Origin of the sequence: Stenotrophomonas sp. 704A1 (genome assembly GCF_030549525.1) — a bacterium.
GTDB classification, from domain to species: domain Bacteria; phylum Pseudomonadota; class Gammaproteobacteria; order Xanthomonadales; family Xanthomonadaceae; genus Stenotrophomonas; species Stenotrophomonas tuberculopleuritidis.
Genome location: NZ_CP130831.1, coordinates 4,453,444 through 4,475,307 on the forward strand (window position 1 = coordinate 4,453,444; position 21,864 = coordinate 4,475,307).

General features: G+C 69.9%; 20 protein-coding genes and 1 pseudogene. 10 read left to right on the forward strand and 11 right to left on the reverse strand.

What is annotated here, in order from left to right; genetic code table 11:
• The first annotated feature begins 25 nt into the window (after positions 1–25).
• The 6 genes from Q5Z10_RS20340 to Q5Z10_RS20365 are packed head-to-tail and all read left to right on the forward strand — an operon-like array spanning position 26 to position 6,775.
• Positions 26–715, forward strand: coding sequence for an RDD family protein (locus Q5Z10_RS20340; RefSeq protein WP_303637147.1), 690 nt, complete (start codon positions 26–28; stop codon positions 713–715).
• Positions 712–1,704: a stage II sporulation protein M gene (locus Q5Z10_RS20345; protein WP_303637148.1), complete on the forward strand. Its 993-nt coding sequence runs from the start codon at positions 712–714 to the stop codon at positions 1,702–1,704. Before Q5Z10_RS20340 ends, Q5Z10_RS20345 begins: the two co-directional genes overlap by 4 nt.
• A complete protein-coding gene (locus Q5Z10_RS20350) occupies positions 1,694–3,310 on the forward strand; it encodes a DUF4129 domain-containing protein (RefSeq protein WP_303637149.1) in 1,617 nt (538 codons plus the stop codon). The genes Q5Z10_RS20345 and Q5Z10_RS20350 overlap by 11 nt, the downstream gene beginning before the upstream one ends.
• Positions 3,307–4,497: a DUF4350 domain-containing protein gene (locus tag Q5Z10_RS20355; protein WP_303637150.1), complete on the forward strand. Its 1,191-nt coding sequence runs from the start codon at positions 3,307–3,309 to the stop codon at positions 4,495–4,497. The genes Q5Z10_RS20350 and Q5Z10_RS20355 overlap by 4 nt, the downstream gene beginning before the upstream one ends.
• The gene (locus tag Q5Z10_RS20360; RefSeq protein ID WP_303637151.1) at positions 4,494–5,480 is read left to right on the forward strand and encodes an AAA family ATPase; all 987 of its coding nucleotides are present in this window, start codon (positions 4,494–4,496) and stop codon (positions 5,478–5,480) included. The genes Q5Z10_RS20355 and Q5Z10_RS20360 overlap by 4 nt, the downstream gene beginning before the upstream one ends.
• Complete coding sequence (locus Q5Z10_RS20365; RefSeq protein WP_303637152.1) at positions 5,477–6,775, forward strand: DUF58 domain-containing protein; 1,299 nt, start codon at positions 5,477–5,479, stop codon at positions 6,773–6,775. The genes Q5Z10_RS20360 and Q5Z10_RS20365 overlap by 4 nt, the downstream gene beginning before the upstream one ends.
• Before the next feature lie 80 nt (positions 6,776–6,855).
• Here Q5Z10_RS20365 and Q5Z10_RS20370 read toward each other — a convergent pair whose 3' ends face one another.
• The 3 genes from Q5Z10_RS20370 to Q5Z10_RS20380 are packed head-to-tail and all read right to left on the reverse strand — an operon-like array spanning position 6,856 to position 9,261.
• Positions 6,856–7,506, reverse strand: coding sequence for a hypothetical protein (locus Q5Z10_RS20370; protein ID WP_303637153.1), 651 nt, complete (start codon positions 7,504–7,506; stop codon positions 6,856–6,858).
• Complete coding sequence (locus tag Q5Z10_RS20375; protein ID WP_303637154.1) at positions 7,506–8,684, reverse strand: glutathionylspermidine synthase family protein; 1,179 nt, start codon at positions 8,682–8,684, stop codon at positions 7,506–7,508. Before Q5Z10_RS20375 ends, Q5Z10_RS20370 begins: the two co-directional genes overlap by 1 nt.
• A gap of 7 nt (positions 8,685–8,691) precedes the next feature.
• Positions 8,692–9,261 carry a DUF1190 domain-containing protein gene (locus Q5Z10_RS20380; RefSeq protein WP_303637155.1) on the reverse strand — a complete coding sequence of 190 codons (570 nt, stop codon included), beginning with the start codon at positions 9,259–9,261 and terminating at the stop codon, positions 8,692–8,694.
• Between the two features lie 291 nt (positions 9,262–9,552).
• On the opposite strand from Q5Z10_RS20380, the gene ilvD reads away from it, so the two are divergent.
• Both ilvD and Q5Z10_RS20390 read left to right on the forward strand, forming a co-directional pair.
• A complete protein-coding gene (gene ilvD / locus Q5Z10_RS20385; protein WP_303637156.1) occupies positions 9,553–11,391 on the forward strand; it encodes a dihydroxy-acid dehydratase in 1,839 nt (612 codons plus the stop codon).
• Positions 11,392–11,488: 97 nt separating this feature from the next.
• Entirely contained in the window at positions 11,489–12,100 is a 612-nt protein-coding gene (locus Q5Z10_RS20390; RefSeq protein WP_303637157.1) for a hypothetical protein, read from the forward strand.
• Between the two features lie 40 nt (positions 12,101–12,140).
• Here Q5Z10_RS20390 and dinG read toward each other — a convergent pair.
• From dinG to aroE, 3 genes and pseudogenes are all read right to left on the reverse strand, one after another.
• Positions 12,141–14,198: pseudogene (gene dinG, locus Q5Z10_RS20395) on the reverse strand (ATP-dependent DNA helicase DinG); the annotation flags it as partial.
• 267 nt (positions 14,199–14,465) lie between these two features.
• Positions 14,466–14,831, reverse strand: coding sequence for a hypothetical protein (locus Q5Z10_RS20400; protein ID WP_303637159.1), 366 nt, complete (start codon positions 14,829–14,831; stop codon positions 14,466–14,468).
• Between the two features lie 3 nt (positions 14,832–14,834).
• On the reverse strand, positions 14,835–15,680 hold the full coding sequence (gene aroE / locus Q5Z10_RS20405) for a shikimate dehydrogenase (RefSeq protein ID WP_303637160.1): 846 nt from the start codon (positions 15,678–15,680) through the stop codon (positions 14,835–14,837).
• 48 nt (positions 15,681–15,728) lie between these two features.
• On the opposite strand from aroE, the gene Q5Z10_RS20410 reads away from it, so the two are divergent.
• Entirely contained in the window at positions 15,729–16,622 is an 894-nt protein-coding gene (locus Q5Z10_RS20410) for a TolB-like translocation protein (RefSeq protein ID WP_303637161.1), read from the forward strand.
• A 39-nt stretch (positions 16,623–16,661) separates the two neighbouring features.
• On the opposite strand, the gene Q5Z10_RS20415 is transcribed toward Q5Z10_RS20410, so the two are convergent.
• From Q5Z10_RS20415 to Q5Z10_RS20430, 4 genes are all read right to left on the reverse strand, one after another.
• Positions 16,662–16,931, reverse strand: a complete 270-nt coding sequence (locus Q5Z10_RS20415; RefSeq protein WP_303637162.1) for a gas vesicle protein GvpG — start codon at positions 16,929–16,931, stop codon at positions 16,662–16,664.
• Positions 16,932–16,964: 33 nt separating this feature from the next.
• A complete protein-coding gene (gene hemB, locus Q5Z10_RS20420) occupies positions 16,965–17,954 on the reverse strand; it encodes a porphobilinogen synthase (RefSeq protein ID WP_303637163.1) in 990 nt (329 codons plus the stop codon).
• Between the two features lie 19 nt (positions 17,955–17,973).
• Complete coding sequence (locus Q5Z10_RS20425) at positions 17,974–18,891, reverse strand: bestrophin family protein (RefSeq protein WP_303637164.1); 918 nt, start codon at positions 18,889–18,891, stop codon at positions 17,974–17,976.
• A 119-nt stretch (positions 18,892–19,010) separates the two neighbouring features.
• Positions 19,011–19,259, reverse strand: a complete 249-nt coding sequence (locus Q5Z10_RS20430) for a hypothetical protein (RefSeq protein ID WP_303637165.1) — start codon at positions 19,257–19,259, stop codon at positions 19,011–19,013.
• Between the two features lie 179 nt (positions 19,260–19,438).
• On the opposite strand from Q5Z10_RS20430, the gene Q5Z10_RS20435 reads away from it, so the two are divergent.
• Complete coding sequence (locus tag Q5Z10_RS20435) at positions 19,439–19,903, forward strand: hypothetical protein (protein WP_303637166.1); 465 nt, start codon at positions 19,439–19,441, stop codon at positions 19,901–19,903.
• Between the two features lie 84 nt (positions 19,904–19,987).
• On the opposite strand, the gene Q5Z10_RS20440 is transcribed toward Q5Z10_RS20435, so the two are convergent.
• Positions 19,988–21,790: a DUF885 domain-containing protein gene (locus tag Q5Z10_RS20440; protein WP_303637167.1), complete on the reverse strand. Its 1,803-nt coding sequence runs from the start codon at positions 21,788–21,790 to the stop codon at positions 19,988–19,990.
• Between the last annotated feature and the right edge of the window lie 74 nt (positions 21,791–21,864).

Below are 21,864 nucleotides of genomic sequence, written 5' to 3' on the forward strand. Positions count from 1 at the left end.
GCCCACATCCGGGGCCATCGCTCTGATGGCCACGCCAATGCTCGATACCTACCGCGAGGTGGTAACGCCGGAAGGCGTGCCGCTGCAGTTGCCCGCGGCCGGTCCGATGCCGCGTGCGCTGGCCTGGCTGATCGACGTGGGCGTGCGTTTCGGGGCGCTGACCGCGCTGTCCATTCCGCTGGCCCTGCTCGACGAGTTCGGCCGTGGCCTGTACCTGGCGCTGATGTTCCTGCTGATGTGGGCCTACCCCATCGTCTGCGAAGCGCTGTGGGGCTGCACCCTGGGCAAGCGCGTGCTCGGTCTGCGCGTGCTGGCGCAGGACGGCGCGCCGGTGGGCTGGATGGCCTCGATCACCCGCAACCTGCTGCGTACCGTGGACATGCTGCCGTTCGGGTATGCCCTCGGCCTGGTCACCAGTCTGTTCGACCCCCATGGACGCCGACTGGGTGACCTGGTGGCCGGCACGATGGTGGTGCATGCACCGCTGCACTACCTGGCACCGCCGGCCACCATCGACAGCGTGATGGCCCCGCCGCAGCCGCTGCGCCCGGAAGAGCAGGCCGCGGTGATGGCCTTCGCCGAACGTGCGCCGCGGCTGTCGCCCGCGCGCCAGCAGGAACTGGCCACGCTTGCCGAGCCGCTGACCCGCGCGTCCGGCCAGGTCGGCGTGCTGCGCCTGTACGCCATGGCCAACTGGCTGCTGGGCCGGCGATGAAGCAGGAACAGTTCGTCGCGCGCCATCAGCAGGAATGGCATGACCTGGAGCAATGGCTGCAGCACCGCGCGGGTGCCTCGCGCCGGCGCCGGCGCGCGCCGGGCGCGGACGAGGCCGGCGATACCAGCTTCCCGCAGCGCTACCGGCGGCTGTGCCAGCAGTTGGCGCTGGCCCGCGAGCGCGGCTACAGCCCGCAGCTGGTGCAGCGCCTGCAGCAGCTGATGCAGCGCGGACACGGCGTGCTGTACCGCACGCCACCCACGCGCTGGCGCCGTGCCCTCGAGTTCCTTGTCGCCGACTTCCCGCTGCTGGTGCGCAGCCAGGCGCGCAGCATGTGGGCGGCGCTGGCGATGTTCGCGGCGCCGGCGCTGGCCTGCTTCGTGCTGGTCCAGCTGTATCCGGACGCCATCCATCTGTTGATGGACAACGGCCAGATCGCCGAGATGGAGCGCATGTACGACCCATCGGCCGAACGGCTGGGCCGCGACAGCGGCACCGACTGGATGATGTTCGGCTACTACATCATGAACAACATCAGCATCGCCCTGCGCACGTTTGCCAGCGGCCTGCTGGCCGGGCTGGGCACGCTGCTGGTGCTGCTGTTCAACGGCATCACCATCGGCGCGGTCGCCGGCCACCTGCAGCACGTCGGTCACGGGGGGCCGTTCTGGCGCTTCGTGGTCGGCCACGGCGCATTCGAACTGACCGCGATCGTGATTGCCGGCGGCGCCGGCCTGCAGCTGGGCATGAAGCTGCTGGCCCCGGGCCGCCGCCGGCGCCTGGACGCGCTGGTCGAAGGCGGTCGCATCGGCGCACGGCTGTGCCTCGGCGTGGCGTTCATGCTGCTGCTGGCCGCGTTCGTGGAAGCCTTCTGGTCGTCCATCGCCGAGATCCCGGCGTGGCTGAAGTTCAGCGTCGCCGGCGTGTTGTGGAGCGGCGTGCTGCTGTGGCTGTGGCGCGGTGGACGTGGAGCCGGCCATGCGGATTGACCATCTGGACGTGGTCCTGCGCGCACGCAGCGGCTGGGAAGCGATGGAGCTGGGCAGCGCCCTCGCCCGTCGCCATGCACGCGCGGTGTGGGGCAGCTGGCTGCTGGCCAGTGCGCCGCTGTTCGTGCTGTTCAACGCGCTGGCCGGATGGCTGGATGCCTACGGCTGGGCCTTGCTGGCGATGTGGTGGTGCAAGCCGTTGTTCGAGCGTGCCCCGCTGTACGTGCTGTCGCGCGGCATCTTCGGCGAACGGGTCGGCCCGCTCGCGGCGCTGCGCGCGCAGCGGCACTGGGGTGGCAGCGGGTTCTGGGGTTACCTGGGCTGGCGCCGCTTCAGCGGCCTGCGCAGCCTGTGCCTGCCGGTCAACCTGCTGGAGGGCAACGCGCCGGCCCAGCGCGGCCCGCGCCGCCGGGCGGTCGCTGCCGGAGCCGCCGGCCCTGCTCTGGTGCTGGCCTTCATCTGCCTGCTGTTCGAGCTGGTGCTGGTGGTGGGCGCCATCGCCGCCGTCTTCCTCTTCATTCCGCTGGACCTGCTGCCCGAATCCTGGCGCGCGGCCTGGGCCATGGTCAGCGTCGACATGCCGGGGTGGGCCAAGCTCGGCCTCAACCTGCTGTGCTGGCTGGCCGCGGCGCTGATCGGTCCGTTCTACGTCGGCGCCGGCTTTGGCCTGTACTTGAACCGCCGTACGCAGATGGAAGCCTGGGATGTGGAGATCGCCCTGCGCCGCCTGCGCGAACGCCTGTTGCCGGTCGCATCGTCGCTGCTCGTGCTGCTGTGCCTGACACTGCCGCTGGCACCGGCGCAGGCACAGGACACCTTCCCTGCCGCCAGCGGAACCGACGCGGACACGACCGACGCAGCGGACGACACGGATGCCGACACCGCCACGGCCGAGAACGACCCGGCCAACACGCCCGCGGTGATCTTCGGCGACCGCGCGGTGGACACTGCCGGTTTCCGCCAGGCGGTGAACCGCGCCTACGAAGACCCGCTGCAGCGGCCGGTGCGTGAGATCACGCGGTGGAAGGCCATTGAAGACGGCACGGAAAAGAAGGACGGGAAGAAGGAACTGAAGAAGGACAGCACGGCCAGCAGCGACCGGCGCGCGCGCCGCAGTGGCCAGCTCTGGCTGGCGCGCCTGGCCGAATGGGGCCTGTGGGGCCTGCTCGGGGTGCTGGTGCTGGTCCTGCTGCTGAGCGCGCGGCTGTGGCTGCCGTGGCTGCGCGGGTCGGGCCGGCGCAAGGCAGCCACGGCACCGACGGTCAGCGAAGAACGGGTGGAGCTGCCGGTGGTGCTGCCGCCGGACGTAGCCACCCAGGCCGGGCTGCTGTGGGATCAGGGGCGCCCGCGGCAGGCCCTGGCCCTGCTCTACCGCGCCAGCGTCCGCACCCTGGTCGAGCGCACCGGCATCGTATTGCCGCCGGGTGCCACCGAAGCACAGTGCCTGCGCGCGTCACGACGCCTGCCCGACGCCGGCGACCGTGAACTGTTCGCGCGCATCGTGCGCATGTGGCAGTACGCGGCCTACGGTGGCCGCCTGCCGGTTCGCGATGACTTCGATGCGCTGGCCACGGCGCTGCGCCAGCAGTTCGGGTGGCAGGCATGAGCCCGCGGCTGTTCTGGTCGCTGCTGCTGGGGGCACTGGTCCTGCTCGGGGTGCCACTGACGATCCTGTTCCTGCGCACCCACGAACGGGTGACCGAGACGCTGGTGCTGCCGCCCCGCGGCGAAGCCAGCTACAACCCGTTGTACGTGCTGGGCCAGGCACTGCGTGCCGACGGCATCGCGGTGCAGTCGCGGCAGCGGCTGGAGCTGGCGCAGATGCCGCTGGCCGCCACCGACACGCTGGTGCTGCTGCAGGACACGCGTGATCTGCCGCCGCGCACCGCGCAGGCGCTGCTGCAGTGGGTGGAAGGCGGTGGCCATCTGCTGGTGCGCACGCAGCCACCGGGCAAGGACGATGCCAGCAGCACGCAGGGCCCGCTGCTGGACCGCCTGGGCGTCGACAGCCTGTTCCACGACAGCGCGTGCCAGCCTTTCCACGTCGTTGATGATCCCAGCCACGTGGAGTTCTGTGGCGGCCGCCGCTTCACCCTGGGCTTCGGCGCCAGTGCGCAGGCCGAACGGCGCTGGGGCGGCAGCGAAGGGCTGGTGTTCGCGCGCCTGCGGCATGGCAAGGGCCGCGTCGACGTACTGGCGGACATGGAGGTGATGCGCGGTGAGGGCGCTTCCGCGCTGATCAAGCGGCGCCCGGTCAGCGCCGATGCGGTGGCCCGCGACGGCCTGCATGATCTCTCGCATCGCGATCTGACCCGCCACCTGCTGGACCCGAACTACGGCCGCGGCACGGTCTGGCTGGTATACGGCGGTCGCCCGCCCTCGCTGGCGGCACGCATCTTCCATCAGGGCTGGCCGCTGTGGGCGCCCCTGCTGCTGGCGATCCTGGGCTGGCTGTGGGCGCGCTCGCAGCGCTTCGGCAGCCTGCTGCCTTCGCCGGCAGTCGAACGCCGCTCGCTGCTGGAACACGTGCGCGCCAGTGGCGAACTGCTGCTGCGTTTCGGCCACGGCGCGCGCCTGTACCACGCCGTGCAGGCGCTGTTCCTGCACCGGCTGCGGCTGCGCGCGCCGCTGGCTGCCGCGCTGGACGGCGACGCCCGCGACCAGGCCATCGCCGACCTGCTGGGGTGGCCCCGCAGCCGCGTCGGCAGTGCACTCACTCCACCGTCGCCCCATGATTCCTCCGCCCTGCGCGAGCGTATCCGCTTGCTGCTCCAGATGAGATCCCTGCTATGACCGATGCTCCTGAGCTTCCAGCGGCCGCAGCCGCCCGCCTGATCGAACGCGTCGATGCCATCCGCGACGCGGTCGGCCGCGCGTTCATCGGCCAGGCCGACGTGCTCGACCAGATCCTGGTGGCGCTGCTCGCCGGTGGTCACGTGCTGATCGAAGGCGTGCCCGGGCTGGGCAAGACGCTGCTGGTGCGTGCGTTGGCCCAGGCGCTGGAGCTGGACTACGGCCGCGTGCAGTTCACACCGGACCTGATGCCCAGCGATGTCAGCGGGCATGCGGTGTACGACCCGAAGAGCGAGAGCTTCAAGATCCGTCGCGGTCCGGTGTTCACCAACCTGCTGCTGGCCGACGAGATCAACCGTGCCCCGGCCAAGACCCAGTCGGCACTGCTGGAAGTGATGCAGGAAGGCCAGGTCACCATCGAAGGCAAGGCGTTCACCCTGGCGCCGCCGTTCATGGCCCTCGCCACGCAGAACCCGCTGGAGCAGGAAGGCACCTACCCGCTGCCGGAAGCGCAGCTGGACCGGTTCCTGCTGAAGGTGCTGATCGATTACCCGCAGCTGGACGATGAGAAGCGCATGGTCGCGGCGATCACCAGCGGCCGTGCCGCCAGTGATTTCGATCTGAGCCAGGTACCCCGCGTGCTCGGTGCCGGCGAGCTGCTGGCGCTGCAGCAGGCCACGGCAGCGATTACCGTCGATGATGAAGTCATCGATTACGCGGTGCGTATCGTGGCCGCGACCCGGCAGTGGCCGGGCATCGCCGTCGGTGCCGGCCCGCGTGGCAGCATCGCGCTGGTGCGTGCCTCGCGCGCGCAGGCCGTGCTGGCCGGCCGCGACTTCGTCACCCCCGACGATGTGCGTGACATCGCACGGCCTGCGCTGCGCCACCGCATCGCGCTGGCCCCGGAACTGCAGATCGAAGGCCAGGATGCCGACGACGTGCTGGGTGCGCTGCTGGCCAAGGTGGAAGCACCGCGCCGATGAGGCCGGCGCCGCTGCTGCTGGCGTTGCTGCTGGCCTGGGCTGCCCTGGGCGGGCTGGTGCTGGGCGGGCTGCTGCCACGCTGGAGCTGGGTGCTGGCCGCACTGGCCATTGCCGTGCCTGCGTTGATGGATCTGTGGCGGCAGGCGCGGCGCGCATCGCCACAGGTGCAGCGCGAACTGCCCGAAGCGCTGGCGCTGGGCGTGCGCCGCGACGCCGCGCTGCGGCTGCAGGCGGACGCGCCGATGACGGTGCAGGTGTTCGACCTGGTGCCCGGCGGCTGGCCGCTGCAATCGCTGCCGCAGCGCGTGCGCCTGCAGGCCGGCAGCGCCTCCACCGTGCACTATCACCTGCAGCCGCTGCAGCGCGGTCACTTCCGCTTCGAGGGCGTGCACCTCCGCATGCGCTCGCCGTGGCGCCTGTGGTGGCAGCAGCGCACGCTGCCGCCGGCGCTGGACGTACGCGTCTATCCGAACTTCGTGCCGCTCACCCGCTTCGCACTGTTCAGTGCCGACCAAGCCTCGCGGCTGGTGGGCGCGCACGTGAAGCGCCGCCGCGGCGAAGGCACCGATTTCCACCAGATGCGCGAATACCGCATCGGTGACAGCCTGCGCCAGCTCGACTGGAAGGCCACCGCACGCGCGCGCAAGCTGATCTCGCGCGAGTACCAGGACGAAAAGAACCAGCAACTGCTGCTGATGCTCGACAGCGGGCGGCGCATGCTGGCCAGCGAAGGCGGACTCTCGCACTTCGACCATGCCTTGAATGCCTCGCTGGTGGTGGCCTACCTGGCGCTGCGCCAGGGCGATGCCGCCGGCCTGTTCGCCGCCGGTGGCGAACGCCGCTGGGTGGCGCCACAACGCGGCATGGGCACCGTGGAGCACCTGCTGCGCGCCAGCTATGACCTGCAGCCACGCGCGGTGGCCACCGATTACCTGGCCGCCGCCACCGAAGTGTCGCTGCGCCAGCGCCGGCGTGCGCTGGTGATGCTGGTCAGCAACGTGCGCGATGAAGACATCGAGGATCTGCTGGCGGCCGTGCGCCTGCTGCAACGACGCCACCTGGTGTGCGTGGCCAGCCTGCGCGAACGCGAGCTGGAGGGCGCGCTCGACGGCGAGATACAGACGGTGGAAGAGGCGGCGCAGGCCGGCGCCGCGGCACTGTACCTGCAGCAGCGGACGCAGGCGCACGACGCGCTGCGCGCCGAGAAGGTGATGGTGCTGGACGTGACCGCCGACGCCCTGCCCGCCGCGCTGGTGGAGCGCTACCTGGCGGTGAAGCGCGAAGGTCTGCTGTAAGCGGTAGCCGCGACCGCTGCGCTCGCCGGGCATGGCCCGGCGCTACCGATGCACGCGCCGCGGGCTCCCGGGGCCGGGCGCTATCCGTGCAACAGCCGCCGTTGCAACCGCTCCAGCGAGCGCTGCAGCAGCACCCGGTTGCGCGCCAGCTTCATCCACTGCGGCAGCCGCGAGAACATCGAACGATGATGCCCGCTGCTTTCGCGCAGCGTGGCCATGGCGTAATCGTGCAGCGCCTGCAGGTGCTCGGCGTTGTACGCCCACAGCAGGCCTGCGCGGGTGGGCTCCACCAGGTACAGCGGCAGGCCGAAATGCGGATCGGCTGGCTCGGCATCCCGCAACGGGGCGGCGCTGACCTTCACCTCACTGCTGCGCCCGCACTGCGCGCACCTGGCTGGCAGCGCTTCGGGCACGGGGAGGGACGCGGCAGGCCGCCGCTGATGCACGCGTACCCATTGGTGGCCACAGTAGCCGCACGGGCGGCGGCCATCGATACGCACCGCGCCCACCCAGGCTCCGCTGTCCAGCACTGCGCTGCAGCCGGTGCAACGGAAGCGCGCGGTCCAGCGATAGGGCTGCCAGCTGGCAAGCACCCACCCCGGTGCAGCGCAGCGGTGACAGCGCACAGCCACACGCCCGGCGAAGGCATGCAGCCCGCTGCCATCATCAACGTGCCGCCCCGCCGCCGGCGTGGCTCGCCCGCGACGGCGCAGCGGGCGGCGCAGGGCCATCAGACGTAGATCCGCGTCGGCGCCTCGTCGACGATCGCGTGTGGCACGAAGCGCGCGCTGTCACGGGTGATCGCGCTGTCGTCTTCGCGGATGCCGATGCCGCAGGCGTGGTCACCCACCACCCAGCTGCCGATCAGTGGGTAGCCGCCGTCGAAGCGGGTGAGCGGGTGCGCGCGCTGGATGATGGCCGGGCCGTCATAGGGCCCGTCGCTGCGCTGGGTACTGCCATCGGCCAGGTGCATCTCGATGTTGGCGCCTTCGCGCGAGAACAGCGGCTTGCGCACCCAGCCCGAGGCCAGCGTGCTGCCGTCGTCGAAGTGCGCTTCCAGCAGGTTCGGATGGCCGACGTTGCGCTGCCACAGCAGTGGCAGGATGCCCTTGTTGCTCAGCACCGCCTTCCACGCCGGTTCCAGCAGCTGCACGCCCGAGCCCGGCAGCGCGCGGCCGAATTCCTCGGCCATCAGGTCTTCCAGCGGGTACAGCTTGAACAGCGTGCCGATCACCGAATCATCCAGCGCGGTGAAGCGGCCGTCCTCGGACAGGCCGATGTCCTCGATGGCGATGGCCTGGCCGTGCAGGCCGGCCTGCGCGGCGCAGTCACGCAGGTAGTCGACGGTGCCGCGATCCTCTTCCGAGCTGCCCACCGCGCTGAAGTACAGCGGCGGAGGCAGCTGCCCGGCCAGTGCGCCGAAGCGCTCCACCAGCGCCTCATGGATGGCGTTGAACTGGTCGGCGTGCTGCGGCAGGCGGCCGGCGTTGCGCTGGTCCTCCAGCCACTGCCACTGGAAGAAGCTGGCCTCGAACAGGGAGGTCGGCGTGTCGTAGTTCAGTTCGTACAGCTTGGCCGGGCCGCTGCCGTCATAGGCCAGGTCCAGGCGCCCGTACAGGTGCGGCTGGCGCTGACGCCAGCTGTCGGCAATCCAGTCGCGGTAATGGGCGGGGATCGCCAGCTGGTCCATCAGGCGCTCGCTGGCGATCACATCGCCAACAAGATCCAGCGCCATCTGGTGCAGCTCGGCGCTGGGGTCTTCGATGTCCTGTTCGATCTGGCGCAGGGTGAACGCGTAGTACGCGCGTTCATCCCAGTACGGCTGGCCGTCGATGGTGTGGAAGCGGAAACCGGCTTCCTCCGCGCGCGCCCGCCACTGGGCGCGCTCGGCAATACGGATACGTTGCATGGGTCGCTCAGCCGCCGATGCTGCTGCCGCTGCGGCGTGCGCTGGTGCTGCCGAAGCCGCTGCGGCTGGCGGTCACCGCACGGTTCGGCTCGCTGGTGACCGGCGCCAGGCCGGCCTTGCCGGCGCCGATGCCACTGGCGGTGTTCAGGCCACCGGTACCGCCCGGCGCCGGGCGCGCCCAACCGGCGCTCTTGTCCTGGTACGCCGGTGCCGACGCCGGCGCCTGCGGGGCCAGGCCACCGCGGTTGCTCAGCATCTGCGACATGAAGAAACCCATCATCATCGGACCGATGAAGGAGGTACCGGCCGAGGTGTGCTGCTGCACGCACTGCTCAGGCTTGTAATCCTTCTCGCAGGCTTCCTTGCTGGCGTACTTCGGCGCCGCATCGGCGGCCTGCTTCTGCGCTTCGGCAAAGGCGTTGCGGCACGAGGACGGATCGCCGGTCGCCTCGGTACAGGCTTCCACCGAGGTGTACAGACCTTCCTGCACCTGCACCTGTTCGTCCTTCTGGCAGGCGGTGAACAGCAGGGGGGCGGCGCTCATCAACAGCAGCGCGGTGGTGCGGGAACGCTTCATGGCGTCATGCCTCGGAGTCGGATCAATGCCCCAATGATGCCAAATCCCGGCCATCAACCGGAATCGGCAAAGTGGGAAAGATGAACGGACTTTCATCTTTGCCGCCCCCGGTAGACCCGGGCCATGCCCGGCGAGCGCAGCGGCGGCGTCGCGACGGGGCGGGCGCGTCCGGATCCCGCCGGACATGGTCCGGCGCTACCGCACTGCGGCCCGGTGGTTGCAGCAGCAACCGAAAAAATTGGCCATGATCGGGCGACCCCCACGTTGTACGGCCCGCCCGTTCCGCCAGCCATGCCTGAATACCGCTCCCGCACCTCCACCGCCGGCCGCAACATGGCCGGCGCCCGCGCGCTGTGGCGCGCCACCGGCATGAAGGATGGCGACTTCCACAAGCCGATCGTCGCCATCGCCAACTCGTTCACCCAGTTCGTGCCCGGCCACGTGCACCTGAAGGACCTCGGCCAGCTGGTCGCGCGCGAGATCGAACAGGTCGGCGGCGTCGCCAAGGAATTCAACACCATCGCCGTGGACGACGGCATCGCCATGGGCCACGACGGCATGCTGTACTCGCTGCCCAGCCGCGAGATCATCGCCGACTCGGTGGAATACATGGTCAACGCGCACTGCGCCGACGCGCTGGTGTGCATTTCCAACTGCGACAAGATCACCCCCGGCATGCTGATGGCCGCGCTGCGCCTGAACATCCCGGTGGTGTTCGTCTCCGGCGGGCCGATGGAAGCGGGCAAGACCAAGCTGTCCGAGCACAAGCTGGACCTGGTCGATGCGATGGTCATCGCCGCCGATGCTACCGCCAGCGACGAAAAGGTCGCCGAGTTCGAGCGCAGCGCGTGCCCGACCTGCGGTTCGTGCTCGGGCATGTTCACCGCCAACTCGATGAACTGCCTGACCGAAGCACTGGGCCTGTCGCTGCCCGGCAACGGCTCCACCCTGGCCACCCACGCCGACCGCGAGCAGCTGTTCCTGCGCGCCGGCCGCTTGATCGTCGAGCTGTGCCACCGCTGGTACGGCGGCGAGGAAGCAAGCGCGCTGCCGCGTGGCATCGCCACCCAGGCCGCGTTCGCCAATGCGATGACCCTGGACATCGCCATGGGCGGTTCCACCAACACCATCCTGCACCTGCTGGCTGCCGCGCAGGAAGCCGGCGTGGACTTCGACCTGACCCACATCGATGCGCTGTCGCGGCGCGTGCCGCAGCTGTGCAAGGTGGCGCCGAACACGCCCAGGTACCACATGGAAGACGTGCACCGCGCGGGCGGCGTGTACGGCATCCTCGGCGAACTGGCGCGTGGCGGCCTGCTGGATACCAGCGTGCCGACCGTGCACAGCCGCACCCTGGCCGATGCCATCGAGCGCTGGGACGTGGCGGTCAGCAGCGAATCCAGCGTGCACGACTTCTTCCGTGCCGGCCCGGCCGGCATCCCCACCCAGGTGGCTTTCAGCCAGGCCACCCGCTGGCCCACGCTGGACGTGGACCGCGCCGAAGGCTGCATCCGCAGCGTCGCGCACGCCTATTCGGCCGAAGGCGGCCTGGCCGTGCTGCGCGGCAACCTGGCCGTCGATGGCTGCGTGGTGAAGACCGCCGGCGTGGATGAATCCATCCATGTCTTCGAAGGCAGCGCGCGCGTGTTCGAGAGCCAGGACGCGGCGGTGGCCGGCATCCTCGCCGACCAGGTGCGGCCGGGCGACGTGGTGGTGATCCGCTACGAAGGCCCGAAGGGCGGTCCGGGCATGCAGGAAATGCTCTACCCCACCAGCTACCTGAAATCGAAGGGGCTGGGCAAGCAGTGCGCGCTGCTGACCGACGGTCGTTTTTCCGGCGGCACCTCGGGCCTGTCGATCGGCCACGTCTCGCCGGAAGCCGCCAGCGGCGGCACCATCGGCCTGGTGGAAGACGGCGACCGCATCCGCATCGACATCCCTGCGCGCCGCATCGACCTGCTGGTGGACGACGCCACTCTGGCCCAGCGCCGCGCCGATGCCGACGCGCGTGGCTGGAAGCCGCGTGAAGCGCGCCCGCGCAAAGTCACCAGCGCGCTGAAGGCCTACGCGCTGCTCGCCACCAGCGCCGACAAGGGTGCCGTGCGCAACACTGCGCTGCTGGGCGATTGAGGGGCCGTGGGGTCGGACCCCTTTCGCAGCATGGGCTCTGACCCCGATCCGCGCCATCAGCAGTAAGGTAGGACGAAACACCGACACGGAGGTTGTGATGAATCTGCTTTCGCTTGCCCTGGCCGCTGCTCTGGGCACGGGCGCCGAGCCGCCGAAGGCACCGCACTGCCGATACGACCGCGATGCGATGCTGGCCATGGAACCGGAGGCATTCGACCAGGATCTGCAGGGCGGCTGGCGCCCGCTGGCCGACCGCGGCTGCCACCGCGAGGCGGCGGACCTGCTGACTGCGTACGCCGCGCAGCCCAAGGCCGCAGGCAGGACCATCATCCTCTGGCATGCAGGCCAGATGCGCGCCGAGGCCGGACAGTACCCGCAGGCGATTGCGCTGATGCAGCGCACCTACAAGCCCAAGGACACCGATCCCGGCTACTGGAACGCGTACGTGGACGGCACGATCGCCTTCCTGCAGCGCGACCGTGCGGCGCTGGAAAGGGCGCGTGCAGCCCTGATTGCGATTCCCACGCCGGAGCAGATCGCCGGGGCGCTGAAGGATGGGCGCTATCACTTCACCACCGCCGGCGGGCAGAAGGTGGATGCGCCGTGGCCGCCCAACCTGGACGTGCTGGATGGCTTCCTGCGCTGCTTTGATCGCGATTACCACACTGCGATGGGCAACCAGGCCTGCCGGAATCCGGAAGGCGGTTGAGGCGCTTCGCCGGGCATGGCCCGGCGCTACCTTCTGATCGTCAGCCGATGCTGCGCTTGAACGGCGGCAGCGCGTCGATGATGCGCTTGCCGTAGCGACGGGTCAGCAGCCGCGAATCGAGGATGATCACCCGGCCGGTGTCGGTGGACGTGCGGATCAGGCGGCCGGCGAACTGGGTGAGCGTGCGCAGCGCATGCGGAATCGCGATCAGGTTGAAGGCGTTCAGCCCACGCGCTTCCACCCACTCGCTCAGGGTGGCGGTCTGCGGATCGGTGGGCACTGCGAACGGCACCTGGGTGATGACCACCGTGGTGCAGGCCTCGCCGGGAAGATCCAGGCCTTCGCCGAACGAGTTCAGGCCGAACAGCACCGAGCCCTCCCCGGCAGCCACGCGCCGCAGGTGCTCGTCGATCAGGCGCGTCTTGGACATCTCGCCCTGCACCAGCACCTGCTTGCGCTTGGCCGCGGGCATCAGCCCGGCCACCTTCTCCATCTTCCAGCGCGAGGTGAACAGCACCATCGAGCCCTTGGACCAGTCCAGCTCCCTGCCGATGTAGCGCGCCACTTCGCGCGGGTGGCCTTCGCGGTCATCCGGGGTGACCGGAAACGGCGGCACGATCAGCTCGGCCTGGTTGGGCAGGTCGAACGGCGACGACAGTGAGACCATCTCGGCGGTTTCGGGGATGCCATTGTCGATCGCCAGCGACTGGAAATCGCCGCCGCCGGTCAGCGTGGCCGAGGTCATCACCACCGAATCCACTTCATCCCACAGCAGCTTGCGCAGCACGTGCGCGGCCGACACCGGCGAGCCGTGCAGCACCAGGTCGCCGTCGCGGGTGGCGGTGACCCAGCGCGCCATCGGCGGTGCGCCGTCCTTGTCTTCGCGGCGCCAGACCTGCCACAGGTTGTACTGCTGCTCGATCATTTCCAGCGCCATGCCCAGGTTGCGCTGCAGGCGCTCGCGCGCCGGATCGTCGGGCTTGCCCTTGGCCACCTGCGCGGTGGCCGCATGGGCCCAGTTGTAGAGGCTGCGGGTATCGTCGGCCAGCGCTTCGATCGGCGCGCGCCAGGCCTCGGGCAGGCGGCCGTTGGCGGCGCGCCACATCGGTTCCTCGTCGGCCGGGGCCGGCATCCACACCGCTTCGACGTGGTCGCGGAACGCACGCAGTTGCTTGCTGACGTTGCTGGCCACGTCGATGGCCTCGTTCGGCAGCAGGTTGCCGAGCCGATCCTTGTCCACCGCGCGGTAGGCGCCGGCGATCAGGATCTGCAGGCGGCCGGTGCGTTTGGCCATCTCGTCCAGCGCCAGGCTGGCGGCGCCCTGGTCGATCGCCACGTTGCCGACGTGGTGGCCTTCATCCAGTACCAGCAGCATGTCCGACGGCGCGGCGATCATCGGCTGGCCGTTGTCGCTGTCACCAATGGACAGCGCCGACAGCAGCAGCGCGTGGTTGGTGACCACGATCTGTGCATCGCGCACGGTGTTGCGCGAGCGCAGCACCGCGCACTGTGCCGAATAGGCGCAGCGGCGCCCTGCACAGCCCGAGGCCGGCGTGGTGATGCGGCTGCGCAGGCCGGGGCTGATCGTCTCCGGCGCATTGTCGATGTCGCCGTCCCAGCTGCCGCTGGTGAAGGCCACCGTGAGCCGCTTGGCGATGTCCATCTCGATCGGTGCCAGCGGCCGGTCGAACAGCGGCTGCTCGTCGTCGAACATGCCGTTCTGTGCGCCCTCGCCATGCGCTTCGGCGGCATTGCGCGTGCACAGGTAGCGGGTGCGGCCCTTGGCCAGCGCCACGGTCGCCTCCAGGCCGGTGGCCTTGAGGAAGTTCGGGATATCGCGCTCGACCAGCTGCGACTGCAGGGCCACGGTGCCGGTGCTGATCACCAGCTTCTTCTTGCTGGCCAGGGCAATCGGCACGCCCGCGGTCAGGTAGCCCAGACTCTTGCCGACGCCGGTCGGTGCCTCGACCACGCCAACGCCGCCGCTGGTGGACAGCGCGCGCGACACCACGCCGATCATCTGGCTCTGCGAGCGGCGGGTGGAGAAGCCGGGGGTGTTGGCCTGCAGCGTGGTGTACGCCTTGCGGATCGCATCCTTCAGGGCGTCATCGAGCTTGCGCGGGGCGGCGACGGTTTCGGTCACGCCAGTAGCTACCGTAGCGGGGTCAGGCCGGTCATTGTCGCATGCTGGACCGGCCGGACCGGGGCGACGGCGCTGAACGGAGTCAGCGGCGTCGGGGGTTGGCGCTCATGGGCTGGGCGCAGCGCCGCAGCCAAGGCAGATGCGCAAGCCCATCACGGGTCGCGCCGGGCCGTGCCCGGCGGCTTGATCGGGACCGCTGCGCTCGCCGGGCATCGCCCGGCGCTACCGGGTGGGAGGCGTCGGCGCGGCCGGACGTTGGCGCAGCATCCGCACCAGCGCCCAGACCAGCAGCACGATGCCGATGGCATCGAACATGGCCAGTGCGAAGTGAACCACGCCCAGCACCATGCTCAGGCCCGACATCGCGCTGAAATCCCCCTGGCTGACCATCCACATCGGCACCAGGCCGGCCAGTAGGCTGCCGATGCTGGCAGCCAGCAGCAGCAGCAGGCCGACCAAGGCGCCGGTGCGGGCCGGATCGCGCGGCGCGCCCAGCACCCAGACCAGGCCGACGCAGAGCGCGATCAGCACCGGCAGGCGCACGCCGACCATGGTCAGCACGGTCATCATCAAGGCCTGGGTATCCATCGATCAGTCCTGGCCGGCGAAGGCACCGGCACCGGCGCGCAGCTGCTGGTAGACCTCGTCGGTCTGCGGGCGCACGCCATGCCACTGCAGGAAACTTTCAGCGGCCTGCTCGACCAGCATGCCCAGGCCATCGACGGTGTTGCGGCACTGGGCGGCGCGCGCCCAGGCCAGGAACGCGATGGACGCCTCGCCATAGTTCAGGTCCACCGCGGTGGTCATCGAATTGACCAGCGACAGCGGCAGCTTGAATTCGGCATCGCGGTCACGGCCCGCCGACGTGGCGTTGAGGATCAGTTCGAAATCGCCGAGGTCGCGCAGGTCGTCCCAGTAGCGGCTGAGCGCACGGCCCGGTTCGCCCATCGCGTCGATCAGCTCGTCGGCGCGCTCCGGGGTGCGGTTGACCACCACCAGCTCGGTGATGCCGGCATCCAGCAGCGCCGGTGCAACGCTGCGCGCCGAACCGCCGGCGCCGAGCAGCAGCACGCGGCGACCGCGCAGGTCCAGGCTGTGGCGGTCGGTGAGGTCGCGCACCAGGCCGATGCCATCGGTGGTGTCGCCGTGCCAGCGATCGCCCTTGCGCAGCAGCGTGTTGACCGAACCGGCGCGGCGCGCGCGCGCGGTCAGCGTGGTGCACACCGAAAACGCGGCCTCCTTGTGCGGCGAGGTGACATTGGCGCCGACGCCACCTTCGGCGGCGAACGCCTCCAGCCCTGCCAGGAATGCCTCCGGGGCCAGGTCGAGCGCGCGATAGTCGATCGCGATGCCTTCCTGGCGACCGAACGCGGCATGGATCTGCGGCGACTTCGAGTGGGCAACGGGGTGTCCGAAGACGGCGTAACGGTCGGTCATGGAATCCTCAAGCTGGCTAGACTGGTGCTCTTTCGTGCATGGACCTGGATGATGCGTATCGCCCCGACCCTGCTGGTGCTCGCCGCCAGTCTACTCTCTGCCCCGGTGGCGATGGCGTTGAACGAGTACGGCATCGAAGGCATGGGCGTGGTCTCCAGCCGTGCCGATGAAGGCCGCGCGACGATCAGCGCCGACGGCCAGCGCATCGTCTTCGCCCGGCGCGGCGAGGCCGGCTGGGCCCTGTGGCAGGCGCGCCTGGCCGACGGCCGCTGGCAGGACGCGCAGGCGCTGCCGCTCACCATGGTCGGGGATGCACGCGATCCGTACTTCAGCCGCGATGGCCGCTGGCTGCTGTTCGCCGCGGGCCGCGAGGGGCAGCTGGCACTGTACCGCGCGGCGGTGACCGCCGATGGCCGCCTCGGCACGCCACAGCCGATGGCCGGCAGCGGCGGCCGCGCCGAACGCGGCCCAGCCCTGAGCGTGGACGGACGCTGGCTGCTGTTCGCCCGCCAGCAGGGCCGTGGTGCCGGCTGGGACCTGTTCGTGGCGGCACTGGACGCCCACGGGGCGCGCGGGCCGGCGGTGGCGCTGACCGCGCTGAACAGCGCCGCCGATGAAACCGATGGCGACTGGCTCGGCAGCGGCGGTGCCGTGGCCTTCAGCCGCGGCAGCGGCGAAACCGCGCAGGTCTGGACCAGTCAGTGCGCATGGACCGGCGCGGGCGCGCAGCCGCTGGCCCTGTCGTTCAACCAGGACAGCGGCTGGACGGCGGCGCCGGTACTCGACAACGCCAAGCCCGGCGAGATGATGGTGGCCAGCAGCGCGGCCAGGGCGCCGCGCGCCGGCGGCGTGGATGTGTACCGGCTGGCGGTGCCGAAGGTGACCCCGGTGGCCGGGTGCCTCCCGCAGGCAACACCGGCCACGGTAGGCGACGCCCCGTAGCTCCACGCCGCGCGCGGAGGCAACGCCAGCAACACGCGGTCAGCGCGACAGCACCTTGGCGCGCTGCTGCTCGTACTCCACTTCACTCAGCTGGCCGTTGTCCTTGCGCCGGTTCAGCGCCGCCAGCTCGGCCTGCACGCTCTGCGGCAGGGCCTGCTCACGGGCGACCCGCGCGGCGGCGGACAGCTGTTCCGGCGGACGCCGCGCGGCCCGCCACGCGGCCACGAACACGGCAACGATGATGGCCCCGAACAGCAGTGTGCCGGCGCCCCAGATCAGCCATTGCATCCAGCCCATTTCGGGTCCCATTGCCTGTTCCTCCGTCCGTCGTGGCCGCTATTGTCAGCGTTCGCGCAACCAGCGCGCCACCTGCGGCGCGAAATAGGTCAGCACGCCATCGGCGCCGGCACGCTTGAAGCCCAGCAGCGATTCCAGCACGCAGGCGCGCTCGTCCAGCCAGCCGTTGGCGAAGGCGGCCTTCATCATCGCGTACTCGCCACTGACCTGGTAGGCGAAGGTCGGCACGCCGAAGGTCTCTTTCACCCGGCGCACCAGGTCCAGGTAGGGCATGCCCGGCTTGACCATCACCATGTCGGCGCCTTCTTCCAGGTCCAGCGCGATTTCGCGCATGGCCTCGTCGCCGTTGGCCGGGTCCATCTGGTAGGTCTTCTTGTCGGCCTTGCCGAGGCTGGCGGCGCTGCCCACGGCATCGCGGAACGGGCCGTAGAAGGCCGAGGCGTACTTGGCCGAGTAGGCCATGATGCGCACGTTGAGGTGATGGTCGGCATCGAGCGCACGCCGGATCGCACCGATGCGGCCATCCATCATGTCCGAGGGCGAGATGATGTCCGCACCCGCTTCGGCATGCGACAGCGATTGCCGGACCAGCGCTTCGACGGTGATGTCGTTGAGCACGTAGCCCGTGTCATCGATGATCCCGTCCTGGCCGTGCGTGGTGTAGGGGTCCAGCGCCACATCGGTCATCACACCCAGTTCCGGGAACCGCGACTTCAGCGCGCGGATCGCCCGCTGTGCCAGGCCGTCCTCGGCCCACGCCGCAGCGGCGTCCAGCGATTTCTGCGAGGCGTCGATCACCGGGAACAGGTCGATCACCGGGATGCCCAGTTCCAGCGCTTCCTCGGCCACCTTCAGCAGTTCTTCGATCGACAGCCGCTCCACCCCCGGCATCGAGGGTACGGCCACGCGCCCGGCCGGTTCGTGCACGAACACCGGATAGATCAGGTCGTCGGTGGTGAGCGTGTTCTCGCGCATCAGGCGGCGCGAGAACTCGTCATGGCGCATGCGCCGCGGGCGGTAATGGGGATGAGGCATGGCAGGCTCCGGAGAGTGGCTATTGCAGCAGGTAGCCCTGGGGCAGCAGGGGTTCGGGCAGGGGGCGTTCGCCGAGCGCATCGAGCTGGTCGATCTCGATCGTACGCACCATTGCATCCAGGGGCAGGTCGTTCGGCTCCAGGCCGAACGGGTCTTCCATTTCCTCGCCCAGCTGGTCCAGGCCGAAGAAGGCGTAGGCCAGCACCGCCGACAGCACCGGCGTGCCCCAGCCCAGCGAACTGGCCAGGCCGAATGGCAGCAGCACGCAGAACATCCACGCGCAGCGGTGCAGCAGCAGGGTGTAGGCGAACGGCAGCGGCGTGCTGAGGATGCGCTCGCAACCGGCCTGGATGGAGGACATCGCGTGCAGGCGGTCTTCCAGCTGGGTATAGAGGATCGGCTCCAGCTCGCCGGCCCGCAGCGCCTGGGCCAGTTCGGCGGCGATCATCGCCAGCAGCGCGTCGGGCACGTTCTCGCGCGTGCCCAGCTGCTCGCGCTGGGCCTCGTCCAGCCACGGCAGCGCCACCAGGGCGACGATGCGCCCGCGCAGACGTGCGGCCAGTGCGTGGGCGAAGGCGGTGGTCAGGTAGGCGATGCGGCGGCGGCGGCCACTGTCATCGGCCAGCAGCAGGTGCACCTGCCGGGCCAGCGAACGCGATTCGAAGATCAGCTGGCCCCACAGCTTGCGGCCTTCCCACCAGCGCTCGTAGCAGGCGCTGTTGCGGAAGCTGAGGAAGATCGACAGGACCAGACCGAGCAGCGTGAACGGCGTGACCGAGACACGCTCGATGCCGACCGGCGGCGCCAGTTCCACCACCGCGGCCACCGCGATGGACAGGACCAGGATGGCCAGCACCTTCGGCGCGATCGCCGGAACGATGGAGCCACGCAGGATGTACAGCAGTTGCCAGCCGTGGGGACGGGAACGAATGATCATGGGAGCAGCCGCGGGGGCGCGGTTTCACAGGCACGCGGGGGGCTCGCGCAGCCGCTCATTGTACTCCCCGGCCCGGCGGGCAGCCGTGGCCCTGCGACGCCCGGTCGCACCCTGGGGGCTCAGACCACGCCGCCGCCCAGGCCCAGGCGGACGATCCCGACCACCACCACGATGCCGTTCAGGACCAGACCGGTCCAGGCCCTGCCGCGCTTGCTGGGGTGGGTGAACAGGATGCCCAGCGCGGCGATGATCGCGCCGACCGCAGCGAAGGGAATCAGGAACCAGTTGCCCCACCCCAGCAGCGGTATCAGCGCCAGGATCATCCACAACAGCGCCAGTACCCCCCACAACAGACTGATCACACCCATGCCCGGCTCCCGTGGTTGCTCCGGTTCACCATAGCCCTTCCGGGCGGCCGCGCCTACCGTCATTGCCATCAGCCTCACCGGCCCCGTGCTAGCGTGCGGCCATGGCTCGCGCGCCGGTGTTGGCGCCGATTCAGAGTGGCCGGCCGATGATCCGATCCAGTCCTACAGGGGTACACGCCATGAACATCCGTTGGGTCGCCTTGGCGGCCATGCTGCTGGCCGCCGCCGGTTGTGCCAGCACCTCCAAGGTCATGCTCGGCCGCGCCCGGGCGCCGATCGATCCGGCCCAGGTGCAGATCTATTCGACGCCGCCGGCCGGTTCGCAGGAAATCGCACAGCTGGAATCGTCCTCGGCCGTGGGCTTCGGCACGCAGGGCCAGACCGACGCCGCCGTGGCCCGCCTGAAGCGCGAAGCCGCTGCGCTCGGCGCCAACGGCGTGATACTGATGGGCGTGGGCAGCAGCGGCTCGCCGGTGGGCATGTCCGTCGGTGCCGGCAGCTACGGTTCGCACGTGGGCGGTGGCGTCGGTATCGGCATTCCGACCACGCAGAAGCGCGCGGCCGGCGTGGCGATCTGGGTGCCGAACCCGCAGGCGCCGGCGCGCTTGCCGACGCAGACCATCACCCCGGAACCGCAGCGCTGACGCCACCGCGTCGACGCCGGTAGCGCCGGGCCAGGCCCGGCGGCGTTTCCGCTGCGCTCGCCGGGCATGGCCCGGCGCTACCGCTTACTTCGTCCGGTACTTCGGCACGAACTGCTGCTGCACCGCTTCGGCCAGCTGATCCGGCGGCAGCAGGCCCTGGTCGAGCAGGAAGTTGTTGAACGCCAGGCGGTCGAACTTCGCGCCCAGCGCAAGCTCGGTCTGCATGCGCAGTTCCAGGATGCGGGTGTAGCCGTAGAAGTAGCTGCCCGCCTGGCCCGGCATGCGCACCATGTAGCGGTCCAGTTCCTGGGTGGCCATCGCCTTGGACAGGCCGACCTGCTCGATCAGCACGCGCTCGGCATTGGCGCGGTCGGTCAGGCCCAGGTTGAGCATCGGGTCGAGCATCGCGCGGGCGGCACGCAGCAGGCGGAACTGCAGAGCGATCATCTGCCCGTCCAGCGGCTCGTACGGCACCATCTCGGCTTCGGCATACAGCGCCCAGCCTTCCACGTTCACCGAATTGAACGCGAACATGGTGCGCGCCAGCGATACCCCACGCTCGACCATCGCGGTGAACTGCAGCTCATGGCCGGGGCGGCCTTCGTGCGCGCTCAGCGTCCACGCTGCGGCACCGAAGTTGAAATCATCGTACTGCGCGCCCGGGCCAGCGGCCGGGTTGCCCAACGGCAGCACGAAGGTGCCCTGCTGCCCGGTATTGTTGACCAGCGGTGCCGGCAGGAAGTGCGGGGCCGGGCTGGCCGCGCTTTCCGCCGCCGAGCCCAGGCGCATCTGCATGGCGCGCTTGGGCACATCGACGATGCCGTGTTCGCGGATCAGCGGATCGATGGCGTCGATGACCTTGCGGTAGTGGCCTTCCAGATGATCGTCGGCGATCTTGTCGGCCTTCAGCGCGCGGATCACCGCCACCGGGTCGCTCGGGTCAGCCACCTTCAGGCCCTTGTCCTTGGCCACCAGCGGCGCCAGCTGCTGCATCGCCGAGCGGGTCTCCATGAATTCCAGCTGCGCGCGCTGCATCAGCAGCTTCGGATCGATGTCGATACCGACCTGCTTCAGCTGGTACGCATACAGCGGCGCCGGCAGGCGCGCATCGGCGCGTGCCTTGGGCAGCACCTCCTTGCGCGTCCACGCGGCGTAGTCCTTCATCTGCCCGGCCAGGGTCTTCATCGCCTCGTCGGCACCAGCGATCTGGTACTTCTTCAGCAGTGACTCGATGCCGGTGATGTAGGTCTCGACGTTGTCCAGCGACTGCTGCACTTCGATCGTGGTCGGCTGCAGCAGCGTGCTGTCCTTCAGGCGTTCTTCGTAACGCTGGCGGGCCAGCGTGGTGAAGGCGGTGCCGCCCGGCTGCAGGCCCGCGTACGCCTTGAGGCGATCGAGCGCCTTGGCCCGGCGCTCGACCGGCACCTGGTCGGACAGCAGCAGGTTGAGGCCGCTGAACACCGTCTGCGGCGCGTCGCTCCACGGCAGCAGGTACTTCTCGTTGAGCTCACTGCCTTCGATGTCCTGGCTGGCGGCGTGGATCATGATCGCCAGGTCCTGGCGGACGTTGGGATCCTTCTCGGTGGCCAGCTTGGCCTTCAGCTCGTCACGGGCCTTGGCCATGGCGGCGCGGTAGCGCGCATCATTGTCCGGGCCGAGGTCGGCCACCTTGTCGTCATAGCCGGGCACGCCGAAGAAGCCGGTCTCCTCTGGCTGGAACGGCCCCTGCGCATCGAGCAGGATCTGCGCCAGCGCGTTGCTGCGCGCCACCCAGGCCGGGCTGGCCGGGGTAGCGGCCTTGGCGGCGGGTGCGGCCAGGGCCGACGGAGCGGACAGCAGCGGGGCGGCACTCAGGGCCAGGGCAACGGCCAGCGCGATGGGCTTCATGGGACACTCCAGCAAAGGGTTGCCCGCAACTTACGCGGTTGGGGCGATGGCGACAATCGGCTGGAGGTCATGGC

Bases quoted from the DNA above. Each gene is read 5' to 3' on its own strand.
- Q5Z10_RS20340 (WP_303637147.1), top strand. From the start codon at position 26: ATGGCCACGCCAATGCTCGATACCTACCGCGAGGTGGTAACGCCGGAA.
- Q5Z10_RS20345 (WP_303637148.1), top strand. From the start codon at position 712: ATGAAGCAGGAACAGTTCGTCGCGCGCCATCAGCAGGAATGGCATGAC.
- Q5Z10_RS20350 (WP_303637149.1), top strand. From the start codon at position 1,694: ATGCGGATTGACCATCTGGACGTGGTCCTGCGCGCACGCAGCGGCTGG.
- Q5Z10_RS20355 (WP_303637150.1), top strand. From the start codon at position 3,307: ATGAGCCCGCGGCTGTTCTGGTCGCTGCTGCTGGGGGCACTGGTCCTG.
- Q5Z10_RS20360 (WP_303637151.1), top strand. From the start codon at position 4,494: ATGACCGATGCTCCTGAGCTTCCAGCGGCCGCAGCCGCCCGCCTGATC.
- Q5Z10_RS20365 (WP_303637152.1), top strand. From the start codon at position 5,477: ATGAGGCCGGCGCCGCTGCTGCTGGCGTTGCTGCTGGCCTGGGCTGCC.
- Q5Z10_RS20370 (WP_303637153.1), bottom strand. From the start codon at position 7,506: ATGGCCCTGCGCCGCCCGCTGCGCCGTCGCGGGCGAGCCACGCCGGCG.
- Q5Z10_RS20375 (WP_303637154.1), bottom strand. From the start codon at position 8,684: ATGCAACGTATCCGTATTGCCGAGCGCGCCCAGTGGCGGGCGCGCGCG.
- Q5Z10_RS20380 (WP_303637155.1), bottom strand. From the start codon at position 9,261: ATGAAGCGTTCCCGCACCACCGCGCTGCTGTTGATGAGCGCCGCCCCC.
- ilvD (WP_303637156.1), top strand. From the start codon at position 9,553: ATGCCTGAATACCGCTCCCGCACCTCCACCGCCGGCCGCAACATGGCC.
- Q5Z10_RS20390 (WP_303637157.1), top strand. From the start codon at position 11,489: ATGAATCTGCTTTCGCTTGCCCTGGCCGCTGCTCTGGGCACGGGCGCC.
- Q5Z10_RS20400 (WP_303637159.1), bottom strand. From the start codon at position 14,831: ATGGATACCCAGGCCTTGATGATGACCGTGCTGACCATGGTCGGCGTG.
- aroE (WP_303637160.1), bottom strand. From the start codon at position 15,680: ATGACCGACCGTTACGCCGTCTTCGGACACCCCGTTGCCCACTCGAAG.
- Q5Z10_RS20410 (WP_303637161.1), top strand. From the start codon at position 15,729: ATGATGCGTATCGCCCCGACCCTGCTGGTGCTCGCCGCCAGTCTACTC.
- Q5Z10_RS20415 (WP_303637162.1), bottom strand. From the start codon at position 16,931: ATGGGACCCGAAATGGGCTGGATGCAATGGCTGATCTGGGGCGCCGGC.
- hemB (WP_303637163.1), bottom strand. From the start codon at position 17,954: ATGCCTCATCCCCATTACCGCCCGCGGCGCATGCGCCATGACGAGTTC.
- Q5Z10_RS20425 (WP_303637164.1), bottom strand. From the start codon at position 18,891: ATGATCATTCGTTCCCGTCCCCACGGCTGGCAACTGCTGTACATCCTG.
- Q5Z10_RS20430 (WP_303637165.1), bottom strand. From the start codon at position 19,259: ATGGGTGTGATCAGTCTGTTGTGGGGGGTACTGGCGCTGTTGTGGATG.
- Q5Z10_RS20435 (WP_303637166.1), top strand. From the start codon at position 19,439: ATGAACATCCGTTGGGTCGCCTTGGCGGCCATGCTGCTGGCCGCCGCC.
- Q5Z10_RS20440 (WP_303637167.1), bottom strand. From the start codon at position 21,790: ATGAAGCCCATCGCGCTGGCCGTTGCCCTGGCCCTGAGTGCCGCCCCG.